The organism is Pseudoduganella guangdongensis, assembly GCF_009857475.1.
Taxonomy (GTDB): Bacteria; Pseudomonadota; Gammaproteobacteria; order Burkholderiales; family Burkholderiaceae_D; genus Rugamonas; species Rugamonas guangdongensis.
Window position 1 is genome coordinate 1 of sequence record NZ_WWCJ01000009.1, and the last position, 16,816, is coordinate 16,816.

Sequence of the window (16,816 nt, forward strand, 5' to 3'; positions counted from 1 at the left end):
GCCCCGGCAATGGACGCCGCTGCCCAGCCGGCCGGCCCGGCCGCGCCCGGCGCCAGCCCAACCGCCAGCCCCGACGGCGCCGAGGTGCACGCGCCGCGCGCGGCCAGGGAGAAACACAAGCCCAGCCCCGCCGAACAGGAAGCCAACCGCCACTTCATGGACCTGGTGGACGCGATGGAAGCCGCGCTGGCCCAGGGCCAGTTGCACATTGCCGCCGAGCACGATAAAGCGCTCAAGGAGAGCAAGACCGGCCGCCTGACCCCGGCCCAGTCCGAGCGCCTGGCCCACGCGCGGGCCGACCTGAAGCGCCTGGGCGACTGGGCGCGCTGGGGCGGCAACGTCTCGCGCGAAGAGCTGGTGCACGCCGTCGAGCAATTGCCGGCCGAAGGCCTGGGGATGAGCGAACTGGCGAAAAAAGTCGGCAGCATGCGCGAACGCTGGAAAGGGCTGGACGGGGTGTCCGGCGCCGCCCCCAAGGCGCTGTGGGAAAAGTTCGACGCGGCCTGCACCGCCGCCTATGCCCCCGCCGCTGCCCACTTCAAGCACCTGGCCGACGAACGCCACTCCAACGCCGACAAGGCGCAGCAGCTGGTGGACGAAGCCAACGCCCTGATTGAGAAGGACGCCGCCCAGCTGGAAGCGGCCGGCGGCGCCCAGGCCGACCGCGCAGAAGCCGCCAGCGGCAACCTGCCGCAGACGCACGACTGGCGCACCCTGGCGTCGTCCACCCAGCGCCTGCGCCAGGCCTGGAGCCGGCTCGGCACCATCGACCGCAAGGACAAAAAACGCCTGGACGCCGCCTTCAGCAAGGCGATGGACACCCTGATGGCGCCGCTCGACGCGCAGCGCAAGATCGAGGTGGCGCGGCGCGAGCAGTTGATCGAGGAAGTGGGCAAACTGAATCCGCTCGAGCGCCACACCATCGACACCCTGCGCGGCCTGCAGGAATCGTGGCAGGGCCACGCGCGCGCCTTGCCTCTGGAGCGCAAGACCGAGCAAGCCCTGTGGCAGAAATTCCGCGCCGCCTGCGACCAGGTCTTCGCCAAGCGCAAGGAGCACGCCCACGCTGCCGACCATGAACGCAAGGCCCACCTGCATGCGCGCGAAGCCATTTGCGCCGGCCTGGAATCGGCCAGCTTCGAGGGCGAAGACAAGGCCGTGCTGGGCGCCATCGCCAAGGCCTTGAAGGACGCCGCCAGCGCCTGGCACGCATCGGGCGTGGTGCCGCGCGCCAGCGAGCAGAAGATCGACCAGCGCTACCGCGCGGCGGTCGGCGCCCTGCAAGCGCAGGCCGACAGCATCCGCAAACGCGCCGGCGCCGCCCAGGCCAATGCACTGCGCGAGAAGCTGCGCCTGGTGCAGGCGCTGGAAAGCGCGCTGGCCGGGGCGGAGGCCATCGACAGCGCCGACTGGAGCGGCCGCTGGCAAGCCTTGCCCACGCTGCCGCCCGAGCAGGAACGCACCCTGCGCGCGCGCCTGGACGCCGCGCTGAAAGCCGCCGAAGGCGCCGGGCAGGGCGCGCGCGCCGCCTACGCCGCCCAACTGGAAACCAACCGACAGCGCCTGCTGTCCGAAGTGCTGCGCCTGGAAATCGTGGCCGGCATCGACAGCGGCGCGGAATTTGCGAAAGACCGACTCAAAATGCAGGTGGAAGTATTGCAATCGTCCCTCAAATCCGGCCAGAAGCCGGCCAGCCACGCCGCCCAGTTCCTTGCCCTGTGCGCCATGCCCGCCCTGGCGGACGCCCGCACAGCCAGCCGCATCGAGCAGCTGTTCCGCAAGTTTGGCGCGGAGGGTAAATGAGCGAGGTAAGGATTCAAACCGAGGACTTCGACCTGTCCCATGAGATGGCGCAACTGCGCGCCGGCAATGCCCGGGTTGGCGCTATCGTCAGCTTTGTGGGCACGGTGCGCGACCTGAACGAAGGCGCCGCCGTGGCGGAGATGGAGCTGGAGCACTACCCCGGCATGACCGAGCAGGCCATCCAGGGCATCATCGAACAAGCCAAGGCGCGCTGGCCGATCTACGGCGCGCAGGTCATCCACCGCGTCGGTCCGCTCAAACCCATGGACCAGATCGTGCTGGTGGCGGTGACCTCGCCGCACCGGGGCGAAGCCTTTTCGGCTTGTGAATTTATTATCGATTACCTGAAGACCGAGGCGCCGTTCTGGAAGAAGGAGCAAACGCCGGACGGTGCGCGCTGGGTCGACGCCCGCAGCAGCGACGACCAAGCTTTGGCAAAGTGGTCTTGAAAAACGTCAACGCATCCTTAGATTGTCGTTGACAATGATTTAGGAGCGTTAGAAATGCGCCAAGACAAACTTACCACCAAACTGCAAGAAGCCCTGGCCGACGCCCAAAGCCTGGCCGTCGGCAACGACAACCAATACATCGAACCGGCCCACCTGCTGCTGGCCCTGCTGAACCAGGAAGACGGCGGCGCGCGCTCGCTGCTGCAGCGCGCCGGCGTCAACGTCGGCGGCCTGGCGCAGGCCTTGAAGCACGCGCTGGAGCGCATGCCCAAGGTCTCCGGCGGCGACGTCACCGTCAGCCGAGAGTTCGTCAATATGCTGAACCAGGCCGACCGCGAGACGCAGAAGCGCGGCGACCAGTTCGTCTCCAGCGAAATGGTGCTGCTGGCGATTGCCGACGACAAATCCGACGCCGGCAAGCTGGCGCGCGAGAACGGCCTGCAGCGCAAGGCGCTGGAAACCGCCATCGACGCCGTGCGCGGCGGCGCCAAGGTCGATTCGCAGGAAGCCGAAGGCCAGCGCGAAGCCCTGAAAAAATACACCCTCGACCTGACCGAGCGCGCCCGCATGGGCAAGCTGGACCCGGTGATCGGGCGCGACGACGAGATCCGCCGCGCGATCCAGGTCCTGCAGCGCCGCACCAAGAACAATCCCGTGCTGATCGGCGAACCCGGCGTCGGCAAGACTGCCATCGTGGAAGGCCTGGCGCAGCGCATCGTCAACAACGAAGTGCCGGACTCCCTGCGCGACAAGCGCGTGCTCTCGCTCGACATGGCGGCCCTGCTGGCCGGCGCCAAATACCGCGGCGAATTCGAAGAGCGCCTGAAATCCGTGCTGAAAGAGCTGGCGCAGGACGAAGGCCAGACCATCGTCTTCATCGACGAGCTGCACACCATGGTGGGCGCTGGCAAGGCCGAAGGCGCGATGGACGCCGGCAATATGCTGAAGCCCGCGCTGGCGCGCGGCGAGCTGCATTGCCTGGGCGCGACCACGCTCGACGAATACCGCAAATACATCGAGAAGGACGCCGCGCTGGAGCGTCGCTTCCAGAAGATCCTGGTCGACGAGCCGAGCGTGGAAGCCACCATCGCCATCCTGCGCGGCCTGCAGGACAAGTACGAGCTGCACCACAAAGTCGAGATCACCGACCCCGCCATCATCGCGGCGGCGGAGCTGTCGCACCGCTACATCACCGACCGCTTCCTGCCCGACAAGGCGATTGACCTGATCGACGAAGCCGCCTCCAAGATCAAGATCGAGATCGACTCCAAGCCGGAGGTGATGGACAAACTGGAGCGCCGCCTGATCCAGCTCAAGATCGAGAAGGAAGCCGTCAAGCGCGAAAAAGACGAAGCCTCGCGCGCCCGCCTGCAATTGCTGGACGATGAAATCGCCAAGCTGCAGCGCGAGTACAATGACTACGAGGAAGTGCTCAAGGCTGAAAAAGCCAATGTGCAGGGCACCACCCACATCAAGGAAGAAATCGAACGCATCAAACAGCAGATGGAGGAAGCCACGCGCGCCTCCAACTGGCAGCGCGTCTCCGAACTCCAGTACGGCAAGCTGCCGGAACTGGAAGCGCAGCTGAAACAGGCCGAATCGGCCGGCGCCGCCGAGCAGGCGGGCGACAAGCCCAAGCTGCTGCGGACCCAGGTCGGCGCCGAGGAGATCGCCGAAGTCGTGTCGCGCGCCACTGGCATTCCGGTCTCGCGCATGATGCAGGGCGAGCGCGACAAGCTGCTGCACATCGAGGAAAAGCTGCACGAACGCGTGGTGGGGCAGGACGAGGCGATCAATGCCGTGGCCGACGCCATCCGCCGCTCGCGCGCTGGCCTGTCGGACCCGAACCGCCCGTACGGCTCCTTCATGTTCCTCGGCCCGACCGGCGTTGGCAAGACCGAGCTGACCAAGGCGCTGGCGGGCTTCCTGTTCGACTCGGAGGAGTCGCTGATCCGCATCGACATGAGCGAATTCATGGAGAAGCATTCGGTGGCCCGCCTGATCGGCGCACCGCCCGGCTACGTGGGCTACGACGAAGGCGGCTACCTGACCGAAGCCGTGCGCCGCAAACCGTACAGCGTGATCCTGCTGGACGAGATCGAAAAAGCGCACCCGGACGTGTTCAACGTGCTGCTGCAAGTGCTGGACGACGGCCGCATGACGGACGGGCAGGGCCGCACCGTGGACTTCAAGAACACGGTGGTGATCATGACCTCCAATCTCGGCTCGCAGAAGATCCAGTCGCTGGAGGGGTCCGACCCGGCGGTGGTGAAGCTGGCGGTGCTGGCCGAAGTGCGGGGCCACTTCCGTCCCGAGTTCATCAACCGGATCGACGAGATCGTGGTGTTCCACGGCCTGGACGACAAGCATATCGGCTCGATCGCCCGCATCCAGCTGCAGATCCTGGAGCAGCGCCTGAAGCGCATGGACATGGGCATGACCGTGACCGACGCCGCCCTGCACAAGATTGCAGAAGCCGGCTACGACCCGGTCTACGGCGCCCGCCCGCTCAAGCGCGCGGTGCAGCAGCAGATCGAGAACCCGCTGTCGAAGCTGATCCTGGAAGGCCGCTTCGGCCCGAAAGACACGATCCGCATCGACGCCGAGGGCAGCGAGCTGGCCTTCAGCAAAGGCTGATGTTGGCGCCCGATCCAGCGCGGCTGGCCGGCCGCCTCGCGTTCCTGCGCGAGGCGGAACGGCTGAAAAGCGTCCTGCGCAGCGGCTACACCTCCATTGGCCGCGCCGAAAGCACGGCCGAACATAGCTGGCGCCTGACGCTGATGGCGCTGGTCTTCGCCGACCAGTTGCCCGGCCTGGACGTCGCCCGCATGCTCAAACTGTGCGTGGTGCACGACCTGGGCGAAGCGATCCACGGCGACATTCCCGCCCCCCACCAGCACGCCCACCCCGGCAAATCCGCGCAGGAGAGGGCCGACCTGCACACGCTCACGCGCGACCTCGACCCGCCCCTGCGCGCCGAGATCATCGCCCTGTGGGACGAATACGAAGCCGCCGCCACGCCCGAAGCCAAGGCCGTGAAAGCCTTCGACAAGCTGGAAACCATCCTGCAGCACAACCAGGGCGACAACCCGCCCGATTTTGACTACGCCTTCAACCTCGATTACGGCCGCCAGCACACCGCCGGCGAGCCGCTGTTCGCCGAACTGCGCGCCATGCTCGACGCCGACACCGTCGCGCGCGCCGCCGCCGCCGAACTAGCGCGCGAAGAACTCGGTGGGCGGAACGCCGAAGGTCTTGCGGAACATGGCCGTAAAGGCTGACTGGCTGGAATAGCCCAGCGCATCGGCCACCTGCGCCAGCGGTATGCCGCTTGCAATCAAGGGCGCCGCATGCGCCAGCCGCGCTTGCTGGCGCCACTGGCCGAAGCTCATGCCCAGCTCCTTCTCGAACAAGCGCGCCAGCGTGCGCTCCGATGCCCCCGCCGCGCGCGCCCACTGCTGCAGCGTTTGCGGCGACCCCGGCTGCGCCAGCAAGCTATCGCACAAGGTCTTCAAGCGCTTATCGCGCGGCATCGGCACCCGGATCGGGCGCGTCGCCAGCTTCGGCAGCTCGTCCAGGATCAGGTTGCTGATCAACTGCGAACGATGGCTCGGCGTCGCCGGATCTTCCTGTTCCAGCGCCATGACCAGCTCGCGCAAGAGCGGCGACACCGTCAGCACCTTGCACGGCTCACCGGGGAAGGGATCATAGGACGACACCACATACACCGGCCGCAAGCGCGCCGTTTCGATCACGGTCAGCGAATGCTCGACGTTCGGCGCGGTCCAGATGGCGCGCTGCGGCGGCACGATCCAGCTGCTATCGAGCGCGTTAAGCCGGATCACCCCCTCCAGCGCAAGCGTCAGCTGCGCGCAGTCATGGCTATGCGGCAGCAAAGAGCGCGCGCTGACCAGGTCGCGCGCGATCATGGTCACCGGCTGCACCTCGGTCGGCTCGCGGCGGCTTTCATGGGGCTCGGTATGGGTGACGATGGTGACAGGCATGGATGGCAGATTTGCGACAAATGATGTCATCCTAGCTCAAAACTGACGCGGCGGGTTTTTCTACAATGTCTTCATTCTTCACATGCCTGGAGCACAGAATGGACAAGCAAACCCTCCGCAACGACGCCCGCGTGATCGGCCTGGTCGGGCTGGCGCATGGCGTTTCGCACTTCTACCACCTGATCCTGGCGGCGCTCTTCCCGTGGCTGAAGACGGCGTTTGCGCTCAGCTACTCCCAGCTGGCGCTGCTGATGACGGTGTTCTTCGTGGTGTCCGGCATTGGCCAGGCCCTGGCCGGCTTCGTGGTCGACCGCGTCGGCGCCCGGCGCGTGCTGTTCTCCGGCATGGCCATGCTCGGCGTTTCCGCCCTGGTGCTGTCGAACGCGCAAAGCTACGCCGGGCTGCTGGCCGGCGCGCTGCTGGCCGGCATGGGCAACAGCATCTTCCACCCGGCCGACTACACCATCCTCAACCAGCGCGTTTCGCGCGAGCGCGTCGCCCATGGCTTCTCCGTGCACGGCTTGAGCGGCAGCTTAGGCTGGGCCGCCGCCCCGCTATTCATGACCGGCATTGCCGCCGCCAGCGACTGGCGCACCGCCTTGCTGTCGGCCGCCGCGCTGCCGACGCTGGTGCTGGTGGTGCTGTGGCTGAACCGTGCAGCCCTGCGCCCCGACCCCATCGTGCGCCATGCCGAAGGCGCCGCCCAGGAAGGCTCGTTCGACTTCCTGCGCCTGCCATCGGTGTGGATGTGTTTTGGCTTCTTCTTCCTGACCGCGCTGGCGCTGGGCGGGATCCAGAGCTTCTCCACCACCGGCCTGGTCAAGTTGTACGGCATGTCGCTCGCGCTCGCCACCAGCGCCTTCACCGCCTACATGCTGGCCTCCGCGCTCGGCATGCTGCTGGGCGGCTTCCTCGCCTCCGGCCGCAAAGAGCACGACCGCACGATTGGCGCCGCCTTCGCCCTGGCCGCCGTGCTGGCGCTGATGCTGGGGCTGGCGCTTGTCCCCGCCTGGGGCGCCGTGGTGATGATGGCCCTGGTCGGCTTCTTCTCCGGCATCGCCGGACCATCGCGCGACCTGATGATCCGCGCCGCCGCCCCCAAGAACGCCACCGGCCGCGTGTATGGTGTCGTCTACTCCGGCCTGGACAGCGGCCTAGCAGTGGGCCCGCTGATGTTCGGCCTGATGATGGACGCCGGCCGCCCATCCCTCGTGTTCGCCACGATCGCCGTCTTCCTCCTGCTCGCCATCGCCACCGCCACCGGCGTCGGCACCCGTACCCGCAAAACCGGTGCCAAAACCGGTGCCAGGTCTGTCATTCGGACACAGGACAGCTAAGTTTGATCCATCTCAATACGCAAAAGCGGTGAAATTTGCGTATTGAGCTAAATCAAAGGTAGTGTAGCGGTGTCCGATTGTCAGACCTGACCCCGAATCTTGACCCCGAATCTTGGAGAGTGAAATGAATTTTGCGACGACCGATCTTTGCGATGAGAATCCGGGCTTGCTGGAGGATGGCTCGCTGGCTGTGCTGCCTCCGGTGTTCCATCACTTCGGGCGGCGGGCGAGCTTTGCGGGGCCGGCGGTGACCTTGAAGGTGCATGAGGATAATGCGCTGGTGCGCGCTGCCCTGGAATCGCCGGGGGCGGGGCGGGTGCTGGTGGTGGATGGGGGCAGCAGCTTGCGCCGGGCGTTGGTCGGTGGCCAGCTTGGCCTGCTGGCGCAGAATAATGGCTGGGCCGGGGTGATCGTCGATGGCTGCGTGCGCGATAGCGTTGAGCTGGCACAGTGCGATGTGGGCATCATGGCCTTGGCAACCCATCCGCAACGCAGCGCGCGTGAGGGTGTGGGCAAGCGCGATCTGGTGGTGCAATTCGCCGGCGTGCCGATCGCGCCGGGGCATTGGATTTATGCGGATGCGGATGGCATCCTGGTGTCGCGCCAGAAACTGCGGTGATGTCCCATCATGTGAAACGCTCGTTCCATGCGGTGAAAAGCGCAGCATTCCCATCAAGCCCGTTGCTTCCAAACTGAGAAATAGCTTTCCATATCATGCAATACCAAGCTTAAGTACATGATTATGCTCGGGTAAAAAGTGCTTATATGTCTTATATAAGACATATGCTGCGCTGAACAATTGCGCCTAAGATATTCCTGACAGGTGTTCAAATACTATTAGGGGATACAGCATGGCTTCTCGGGCCGAACAAGTTGCGGCGTTGCAGTTTGACTGGGATGGCAATCCGCGTTGGCAGGGCGTGGCCCGTCCGTACTCGGCGGAAGACGTGGTGCGCTTGCGCGGTTCGTTTCTGGTGGAGCACAGCATTGCGCGGCGCGGTGCGGAGCGGCTGTGGGCGCTGCTGCGCGATCAACCGTTCCTTGCTGCGTTGGGGGCGGTGGGCGCGCACCAGGCTATGCAGCAGGTGATGGCCGGCTTGCGGGCGCTCTACGTCGCGGGCGAGGTGTTGCCGGGGCAGTCGCTGTATGCGGCGAGCCAGGTGGCGACGGCGGTGCGCAGCATCAACGATACCTTGCTGCGGGCGGACCAGGTGCAGTGGGCCGAGGGTCGGGATGACTGCGATTTCCTGGCGCCGGTCGTGGCGGATGGGGAGGCTGGCGCGGCCTGTGCAGGCGCTGCTTTCGAGCTGACGAGGGCGCTGATTGAGGCGGGCGCGGCGGGCGTTCATTTCGGTGACCAAATGGCGTCGCCGGATCGGGGCGCCGCGAGGCTGGTGCCGACCCGCGAGGCGATTGCGAAGCTGACCGCGGCGCGCCTGGCGGCGGATGTGATGGGCACGCCAACCCTGCTCATCGCGCGTACCGTGGCGGAGGGGGCGAGTCTGCTGGCGTCCGATATCGATGGCAACGATAAGCCGTTCTGCACCGGGGAGCGTACCGTGGAGGGCTTTTACAAAGTGCGCAATGGGCTGGAGCCGGCGGTGGTGCGGGCGCTGGCGTATGCGCCGTTTGCGGATGTGCTGTGGTGCGAGACCAGCCGGCCGGACCTGGCGTTTGCGAAGGCTTTTGCGGAGGCGGTGCATGAGAAGTTTCCGGGCAAGTTGCTGGCCTATGACTGCTCGCCTTCTTTCAATTGGAAGAAGCACCTGGATGATGCGTCCATCGCGCGCTTCCAGAAGGAGCTGGCTGCCATGGGCTATAAGTTCCAGGTCATCTCGCTGGCCGGCGCGCATGCGCTGAACTACGGCATGTTCAACCTGGCGCATGGCTATGCGCGGCGCCAGATGGCGGCGTTCGTGGAGCTGCAGGAGGCGGAGTTTGCGGCGGCGGAGAAGGGTTTTGCGGCGGTGAAGCTTCAGCGCGAGCTGGCTGACGGCTATGCCGATGCGGTGGCGCGGGCTATCGGACAGGGCCAGCCGGCGCCGATGGCACTGAGGGTGGCCTGAACATGTGGACGCAGTCGAGCAAAATGCCGCTCGGGTGCGGGTATTGCATGCTTTGTCCGGCGCGGTAGCCGGCGCTGCGGTAGAAGGGCACCGCGTTCAGGGAGGCGTACAGGTGCAGCTTTTCGGGCTGCGCCGCCATCTGTTCGAGGGCGCGCAATAGGGCTTTGCCGATGCCTTGTCCGCTGAACCCCTGGTCGACAAAGACGGCGTCGATTTCATTGTTTGCCTGGTCGAGGATGGCGTAGCCGGCCAGCGCGCCGTGCACGCAGGCTTTGATGCCGCCGCCTTGCTGCAGCAGGACAGGGTACTGGGCGGGCGCGGCGGCGGCGGCCCAGGTGGCCAGAATGGCGGCGTCGTAGTGGCCGGCGCATTGGGTTTGCAGGGCGCGCGTGCGCAGCGCCCACAGGGCGGGAATGTCGGCGGGCGTGGCGGCTATCAGGGTGAGCATGGGGCCAGTGTAACGCGGCGGGGGGCGCGCATGAGATAATGCGCGTTAATCATCACTTACCGCATCCCCTATGTTTAGTTATCGCCACGCGTACCATGCCGGCAACCATGCCGACGTCCTGAAGCACTTTGTCCTGGTCCAGGTCCTTGAATACATGAACCAGAAGGATGTCGCCTATACCTATATCGACACGCATGCCGGCGCCGGCGTCTACACGCTGGACAGCGCGCAAGCCACCAAGACGGGGGAGTTCGAAACCGGTATCGGCCCGCTGTGGGAGCGTGACGACCTGCCGGCGCCGCTGGCGGAGTATGTGCAGCTGGTGAAGGATATGAATCCGAGCGGTAAGCTGCGCTTCTATCCTGGCTCGCCATATTGCGCGGAGATCGTGGCGCGCGAGGAGGATCGCCTGCGCCTGTTCGAGCTGCATCCGGCCGATGTGCGCCTCCTGGACGAGAACTTCCACAAGCTGGAGCAGCACCAGGCTGCCAATGGCCGCCGCCCGACGGCGCGCGGCAAGCGGGTGATCGTCAACAAGGCGGACGGCTTCCTGGGCGTGAAGTCCTTGCTGCCGCCGCCGTCGCGCCGCGGCGTGGTGCTGTGCGATCCGCCGTATGAGGATAAGCAGGACTATAAAAAAGTCAGCGATATGCTGAAAGACTCGCTGGCGCGCTTCCCGACCGGTACTTATGCCGTCTGGTATCCGGTGCTGCAGCGCATCGAGGCGCGCAATTTCTCGGAGCGCCTGAAGCATTTGCCGGCCAAGAGCTGGCTGAATGTGACCTTGTGCATCAGCACCCCGACGCCGGATGGGATCGCGCTGCACACCAGCGGCATGTTCCTGCTGAACCCGCCGTACACCCTGGAGCCGATGCTGAAGCAGGTCATGCCTTACCTGGTGCAGGTGCTGGGCCGCGATTCGGGCGCGCAGTTTACGCTGGAGAGTGGTGAGGTCGCCACAGGGAAGAAGGGCGGCGCCAAATCTGCGTAAAAATGTTGTCAAGACTGCACAAAGAGGTATAGTCTTGTAAAACGAGTTTAGCAATGGGGAAACCCATGACCGCCGTGCTACAAACTGAAGTACAGCTTCCCATGCCGTATGAGAACCAGTTCTTCCTGGCACGGCAACCTATCCTCAATCGCTCCCAGCGGCTCGTGGCCTACGAGCTGCTTTATCGAAATGCCGAGGTCCACGAAGCGTGCGTGACCGATGGCGCCCATGCCACCGCGTCCGTGATTGCGCATGCTTCCGAGCTGGGCATGGAGCAGGTGGTGGGCGATCAGCTGGCGTTCGTCAATGTCGATGTGACGGGCTTGATGAGTGATTTCATTCATTTCCTGCCCAACGATAAGGTGATCCTGGAGGTGCTCGAGTCGGTCGAGCCAACGCCGGAGGTGTTGAGCCGCCTGCAGGAGCTGAAGCGGGCCGGCTATAAGTTTGCGCTCGACGATGTGGCCGGCGAAAGCGCTGCGGTGGAGGCGCTGCGGCCGTTGATGGATGTGATCAAGATCGACCTGAAGCAGATCGCGCGCGGCAGCCTGCCGGCGCTGGCGCGCAGCTTGCGCAATCCAAACCAGAAGCTGCTGGCAGAGAAGGTGGAGACGCTGGAGGAATTCCGCGAGTGCATGGACCTGGGCTTTGAGTATTTCCAGGGCTATTACTTTGCGCGGCCAGTCATTTTAAGCGGCAAGAAGATTGCGCCGTCCCAGTTGTCCATCATGAAGCTGCTCGATTTGCTGAACCGCGATGCGGACCAGCGCGAGGTGGAGCGCAGCGTCAAGCATGATCCCCTGATTTCCCTGAACTTGTTGCGCCTGGTGAATACGCCGGCGGTGGGGGCGCGTTTCCGCATCAATTCGGTGGGCCATGCGCTGATTGTGCTGGGGCGGCGGCAGTTGCAGCGCTGGCTGCAGATCCTGCTGTATGTGAAGGGCTCGGAGTTCGATTCGCCGCTGCTGCAGATGGCGACCACGCGCGGCAAGACCATGGAGCTGGTGATGGGCCATGTGCGGCCGGCGGAGAAGGTGGCGGCGGATATCGGTTTTACCGTCGGCATCATGTCGCTGATGGATGCGCTGTTCTCGGTGCGCATGGGGGAGATCCTCGACAGCGTCAACGTGCTGGACGAGGTGCGCGATGCCTTGCTGCACCGCGAGGGGGATTATGGGGATGCCCTGCACCTGATCGAGCTGATCGAGCGGGCGCAGGAGGGGCAGGAGCTGACCGGCATCCTGCACAAGCTGGAGCTGGCGCCGTCGGCGCTGTATGCGCTGCAGCGCGAGGCGTTCGAGTGGGTGAACGAGTACGCGCACCACGTTGCCTGATTATTGGGCCAGCAGCAGGAACACCGTTGGTTTCTTGTGGAAGTCCGGCGCCTTGCCGGCAGTGAGCTGGCTTTTCCATTGCGCACCCGTCTGGGTGCGGATCGCTTCCGTTGGCAGGCTGATGTCGGTGGCCACGCAGATCAGCGTGCTGCCGGCACAGGTGCTGACCAGCGCTTCCAGCATGGCGGCGTTGCGGTAGGGCGTTTCGATGAACAGCTGCGTCTGCTTTTCCTGGCGCGAGCGGGTTTCCAGGTCTTTCAGGCGTTTGGCGCGCTGCGCGGCGTCGGTCGGCAGGTAGCCGTTGAAGGCGAAGCTTTGGCCGCTCAGGCCGCTGGCCATGACCGACATCAGGATGGAGGAGGGGCCGACCAGGGGGCGCACCGGGATGCCGTGGGCATGCGCCAGGCGCACCAGGTCGGCGCCGGGGTCGGCGACGGCCGGGACGCCGGCTTCGGACAGCAGGCCGACGTCGTGGCCGGCTTGCAGCGGGGCGAGCAGGTCGGCCAGGGCGGCGGGCGGGGTGTTGATGTTCAGCTCATTGATCGCGATTTCCTGAATCGGTTTGCTGGTGCCGACTTGCTTCAGGAAGGCGCGCGCGGTCTTGGCGTTCTCGGCGACGAAGTGAGCCAGTTGCGCGGTCAGCTGCTGGACGTGCTGAGGGATCACCTGGTCCAGGGATTCGGTGGGGCCAAGGGTGTTGGGAATCAAAAACAGGGTGCCAGTCATATTACTTGCTAAAGAAGGTGACGCCGGCTGCGCGCAGCATGCCGGTCAGGGCGATCAGGGGCAGGCCGGTGAGGGCGGTCGGGTCGCTGGAGTCGATGCGTTCGAGGATGGCGATGCCGAGCGCTTCGTTCTTGGCGCTGCCGGCGCAATCGTAGGGCTGCTCAATGCGCAGGTAGGCGTCCAGCTCGGCGTCCGGCAGGTCGCGGAACGTGACCACGGTTTGCACGTCTTCCAACTGGTGCGTGCTGTTGCGTCCATCCCACAGGCACAGCGCGGTGTGGAAAATGACTTCGCGCCCGCGCATTTTCTGCAATTGCGCCAGGGCATTGGCATGGTTGCCAGGTTTGCCGATCTGCTCATCGTCCAGTGTGGCGACCTGGTCGGAGCCGATCACCAGGGCACCGGGGTGGCGCGCGGCCACGGCAGCGGCCTTTTCGCGCGCCAGGCGCAGCGCGGTGGCGGCGGGCGTTTCACCGGCTTGCGGGCTTTCGTCGATGTCGGGCACATCCACGCTGAACGGCAATTGCAGCCGGGACAGCAGCTCGCGGCGGTAGGCCGAGCTGGACGCTAGTACGATGTCAGTTGTTTTCATCAGGGAAATGTTATATGCTCTCTGCGCCTGTTCAAAAGCGCGAAAAACGCGCAAGTCTTTGACGCGGCGTCGAAAATCCTGTTATTATCGCAGGTTTTCGAGGGAAATTTTAGCCAATGAATGCTTTTGAGATCGACGCCTTTGAATTCTGTCGGACCAACAGCAGCCGTGAAGGAGTCACTCCTGTCGCTGAAATGACCCGACTGGGCAAGGAATGCGCGGACACCTCCGGTGAAGTGACCTGGAAGGTGCAAGGCGGGTCCAGCAAACAGGGCTATCCGCAGATGCGCCTGACCGTTGCCGGCAACGTGCAACTGGTGTGCCAGCGCTGCCTGGCCCCGTTTGGCTACCAGATCGATTCGTCCACTGTCCTGATGCTCGGCAAAGACGACGCTGACGCGGATGAAATCGAAGCAATCATTGATGATGAAAGCATCGACGTGATCGTCGGTGACCGCTCCATGAATCTCATGGACCTGGTGGAAGACGAGGCCCTGCTGGCCTTGCCGCAAGACCCCAAGCACGAGACGTGTCCTGACACCTCGCTGGTGGATTCTGTGAAGAGTGAGAAGCCCTCGCCGTTCGCGAGCCTGAAGGGCTTGAAAACAAATTAAGTACCGGTTTTGTAGTAGGAAAGAACGTGTCAAAACGCGTGCAGTAATCGAGTTTGACATGGATGTAGAAGCTCGATTCGCATGTTTTTGTGCATCGGATGTGTTAAAATCTTAGAACTTTAGTATTAGGAGTCATCATGGCTGTTCAACAGAACAAGAAATCCCCTTCGAAGCGCGGTATGCACCGTTCGCACGACTTCCTGGTTGCACCGAACCTGGCAGTAGAGCCAACCACCGGCGAAACCCACCTGCGTCACCACATTTCGCCTAACGGCTTCTATCGTGGTCGCAAAGTGCTGAAGACCAAGAACGACGAGTAATCGACGTTTTTTGCTTCGGCTACAAGACAAAGCGGTGCTACGCAGGTCCCCTGACGTCGCGCCGCTTTTTCTTTGAGTTATACAATGACAATCAAAATCTCTATCGACTGTATGGGTGGCGATCACGGCCCCTCAGTCACGATTCCCGCAGCACTTTCCTTCCTTAAGCACGAACCGAACGCCGAGCTGATCCTTGTTGGCCTGGAGGACGTTCTTCGCGCTGAACTGAAGAAGCGCCATGCCGACGCCGAGCCGCGCCTCACCGTCCTTCACGCTTCCGAACAGGTCACCATGGATGACCCGCTCGAGGTCGCTTTGCGCCGCAAGAAGGATTCGTCGATGCGCGTGGCGATCGAACAAGTCAAGTCCGGCCATGCCGCGGCCTGCGTCTCGGCCGGCAATACCGGCGCCCTGATGGCAGTCTCGCGCTATGTGCTGAAGACCATGCCGGGTGTCGACCGTCCCGCCATCTGCAGCATCCTGCCCAATCAGAAAGACGGCCCGACCTATGTGCTGGACCTTGGCGCCAACGTGGATTGCGAACCGCACCACCTGCACCAGTTCGCCATCATGGGTTCCGTGCTGTGCCAGGCCTCCGAAGGCATCGAACGGCCGACCATCGGCCTGCTGAACGTGGGCACCGAGGACATCAAGGGCAACGAGGTGGTCAAGGCCACCTCCGAGCTGTTGAAGGCTGACCATGCGCTGGGCAAGCTGAACTTCCACGGCAATGTGGAAGGCAACGATATTTTCAAAGGCACTGTGGATGTGGTGGTGTGCGATGGTTTCGTCGGCAACGTCACCCTGAAAGCAGTGGAAGGCCTGGCCCGTTTCATGAAAACGGTGCTGACCACGGAATTCAAACGCACCCCGATTACGATGCTGGGTGCGCTGATCGCGCGCGGCGCACTGCGCATGATCGCGAACCGCCTGAATCCTGCACGCTATAACGGCGCCGGCCTGCTCGGCCTGCGCGGTCTGGTGTTCAAGAGCCACGGCGGTGCGGAGGCGGAGGCTTATGAATGGGCTATCCGTCGTGCATATGATGCGGCAAAAAACGATGTACAAGAGCACCTGTCGGCCATGATCGCCGAACTGATGCCACAAGAAGAGCCGCCAACCGAAACGAGAGACACGCATGACCCTGTACAGCAAGATCGTAGGCACGGGCAGCTACCTGCCTGAGAAACGCGTCACTAATGATGAACTGGCTGCCCAGCTGGCGGCCAAGGGTATCGAAACCTCGGATGAGTGGATTGTGTCGCGCAGCGGCATTTCCGCTCGCCACTATGCCGAGCCGGAGCAGGCTTCGTCCGACCTGGGCGTGATCGCCGCCCGCCGCGCGCTGGAAATGGCTGGCCTGCAGCCGGACGATATCGACCTGATCATCGTTGCCAGCTCCACGCCGGACTTCTACGGCAGCTTCCCCAGCACCGCCTGCATCGTGCAGAAGAAACTGGGCATGAGCAATAACTGCGCGGCAGTCGATGTGCAGGCCGTGTGCAGCGGGTTCGTGTACGCGGTGGCCACGGCCGACAGTTTCATCAAGTCCGGCATGCACAGGAATGTGCTGGTGATCGGCGCCGAAGTATTCTCCCGCATCCTCAATTTCGAAGACCGCACCACCTGCGTGCTGTTTGGCGATGGCGCGGGCGCGATTGTCATGAGCGCGTCGCAAGAGCCGGGCATCCTGGCGTGCAAACTGCATGCGGATGGCCGCCATTCGGACGTGCTGCGCGTCCCGGGCAGCCTGTCGAACGGCGCGATCGCCGGCAGCGCCTTCCTGTACATGGATGGCCAGGCGGTGTTCAAGCTGGCGGTGTCGGTGCTGGAGAAGGTGGCCTACGAGGCGCTGGAAGCGGCGAATATGACGGCCGGCCAGATCGACTGGCTGATCCCGCACCAGGCCAATATCCGCATCATGAACGGCACCGCCAAGAAGCTGGGCATGGCCCCGGAAAAAATGGTGGTGACGGTCGACCAGCACGGCAATACGTCGGCTGCCTCGATCCCGCTGGCGCTGGACGTCGCAGTGCGCGATGGCCGCGTGAAGAAGGGCGATGTGGTGATGATGGAAGGCGTGGGCGGTGGCTTCACATGGGGTGCCGTTCTGGCACGCATGTGAGCGGACT

At 64.1% G+C, this 16,816-nt stretch carries 17 protein-coding genes; 13 read left to right on the forward strand and 4 right to left on the reverse strand.

Annotation, left to right across the window (positions count from 1 at the left end):
• From GTP41_RS13675 to GTP41_RS13690, 4 genes are all read left to right on the forward strand, one after another.
• A partial coding sequence (locus GTP41_RS13675) for a DUF349 domain-containing protein (RefSeq protein WP_161026132.1) occupies positions 1-1,803 on the forward strand: 1,803 nt, incomplete at its 5' end.
• A complete protein-coding gene (gene moaE, locus GTP41_RS13680) occupies positions 1,800-2,252 on the forward strand; it encodes a molybdopterin synthase catalytic subunit MoaE (protein ID WP_161026133.1) in 453 nt (150 codons plus the stop codon). The genes GTP41_RS13675 and moaE, both read left to right, overlap by 4 nt.
• A gap of 54 nt (positions 2,253-2,306) precedes the next feature.
• Positions 2,307-4,889, forward strand: coding sequence for an ATP-dependent chaperone ClpB (clpB, locus tag GTP41_RS13685; RefSeq protein WP_161026134.1), 2,583 nt, complete (start codon positions 2,307-2,309; stop codon positions 4,887-4,889).
• Entirely contained in the window at positions 4,889-5,533 is a 645-nt protein-coding gene (locus tag GTP41_RS13690; RefSeq protein ID WP_161026135.1) for an HD domain-containing protein, read from the forward strand. The genes clpB and GTP41_RS13690 overlap by 1 nt, the downstream gene beginning before the upstream one ends.
• On the opposite strand, the gene GTP41_RS13695 is transcribed toward GTP41_RS13690, so the two are convergent.
• Complete coding sequence (locus GTP41_RS13695; RefSeq protein ID WP_229502854.1) at positions 5,468-6,286, reverse strand: AraC family transcriptional regulator; 819 nt, start codon at positions 6,284-6,286, stop codon at positions 5,468-5,470. The genes GTP41_RS13690 and GTP41_RS13695 overlap by 66 nt on opposite strands.
• 68 nt (positions 6,287-6,354) lie before the next feature.
• On the opposite strand from GTP41_RS13695, the gene GTP41_RS13700 reads away from it, so the two are divergent.
• The 3 genes from GTP41_RS13700 to GTP41_RS13710 all read left to right on the forward strand — a co-directional run bounded on the left by GTP41_RS13700 (position 6,355) and on the right by GTP41_RS13710 (position 9,659).
• On the forward strand, positions 6,355-7,593 hold the full coding sequence (locus tag GTP41_RS13700; protein WP_161026136.1) for an MFS transporter: 1,239 nt from the start codon (positions 6,355-6,357) through the stop codon (positions 7,591-7,593).
• A 124-nt stretch (positions 7,594-7,717) separates the two neighbouring features.
• A complete protein-coding gene (gene rraA, locus GTP41_RS13705; protein WP_161026137.1) occupies positions 7,718-8,212 on the forward strand; it encodes a ribonuclease E activity regulator RraA in 495 nt (164 codons plus the stop codon).
• 232 nt (positions 8,213-8,444) lie between these two features.
• Positions 8,445-9,659: an isocitrate lyase/phosphoenolpyruvate mutase family protein gene (locus tag GTP41_RS13710; RefSeq protein WP_161026138.1), complete on the forward strand. Its 1,215-nt coding sequence runs from the start codon at positions 8,445-8,447 to the stop codon at positions 9,657-9,659.
• Here GTP41_RS13710 and GTP41_RS13715 read toward each other — a convergent pair.
• Positions 9,613-10,107, reverse strand: a complete 495-nt coding sequence (locus tag GTP41_RS13715; protein WP_161026139.1) for a GNAT family N-acetyltransferase — start codon at positions 10,105-10,107, stop codon at positions 9,613-9,615. The genes GTP41_RS13710 and GTP41_RS13715 overlap by 47 nt on opposite strands.
• A gap of 70 nt (positions 10,108-10,177) precedes the next feature.
• Between GTP41_RS13715 and GTP41_RS13720 the strand changes: the two genes are divergently transcribed.
• Entirely contained in the window at positions 10,178-11,098 is a 921-nt protein-coding gene (locus tag GTP41_RS13720; RefSeq protein WP_161026140.1) for a 23S rRNA (adenine(2030)-N(6))-methyltransferase RlmJ, read from the forward strand.
• Positions 11,099-11,163: 65 nt separating this feature from the next.
• Positions 11,164-12,432 (forward strand): EAL and HDOD domain-containing protein, encoded by a 1,269-nt coding sequence (locus GTP41_RS13725; RefSeq protein ID WP_229502856.1) that lies wholly within the window; start codon positions 11,164-11,166, stop codon positions 12,430-12,432.
• Here the strand turns inward: GTP41_RS13725 and GTP41_RS13730 are convergent, their stop codons facing one another.
• Entirely contained in the window at positions 12,433-13,158 is a 726-nt protein-coding gene (locus tag GTP41_RS13730) for an SAM-dependent methyltransferase (protein ID WP_161026141.1), read from the reverse strand.
• Position 13,159: 1 nt separating this feature from the next.
• Positions 13,160-13,750 (reverse strand): Maf-like protein, encoded by a 591-nt coding sequence (locus tag GTP41_RS13735; RefSeq protein ID WP_161026142.1) that lies wholly within the window; start codon positions 13,748-13,750, stop codon positions 13,160-13,162.
• 116 nt (positions 13,751-13,866) lie between these two features.
• Here GTP41_RS13735 and GTP41_RS13740 point away from each other — a divergent pair, with 116 nt between their 5' ends.
• The 4 genes from GTP41_RS13740 (at position 13,867) to GTP41_RS13755 (ending at position 16,809) form a co-directional block, all read left to right on the forward strand.
• Positions 13,867-14,364, forward strand: coding sequence for a YceD family protein (locus GTP41_RS13740; RefSeq protein ID WP_161026143.1), 498 nt, complete (start codon positions 13,867-13,869; stop codon positions 14,362-14,364).
• Between the two features lie 137 nt (positions 14,365-14,501).
• On the forward strand, positions 14,502-14,684 hold the full coding sequence (rpmF, locus tag GTP41_RS13745; protein WP_028104096.1) for a 50S ribosomal protein L32: 183 nt from the start codon (positions 14,502-14,504) through the stop codon (positions 14,682-14,684).
• Between the two features lie 84 nt (positions 14,685-14,768).
• A complete protein-coding gene (plsX, locus tag GTP41_RS13750) occupies positions 14,769-15,869 on the forward strand; it encodes a phosphate acyltransferase PlsX (protein WP_161026144.1) in 1,101 nt (366 codons plus the stop codon).
• Entirely contained in the window at positions 15,823-16,809 is a 987-nt protein-coding gene (locus tag GTP41_RS13755; RefSeq protein WP_161026145.1) for a beta-ketoacyl-ACP synthase III, read from the forward strand. The genes plsX and GTP41_RS13755 overlap by 47 nt, the downstream gene beginning before the upstream one ends.
• Positions 16,810-16,816: the final 7 nt, after the last annotated feature.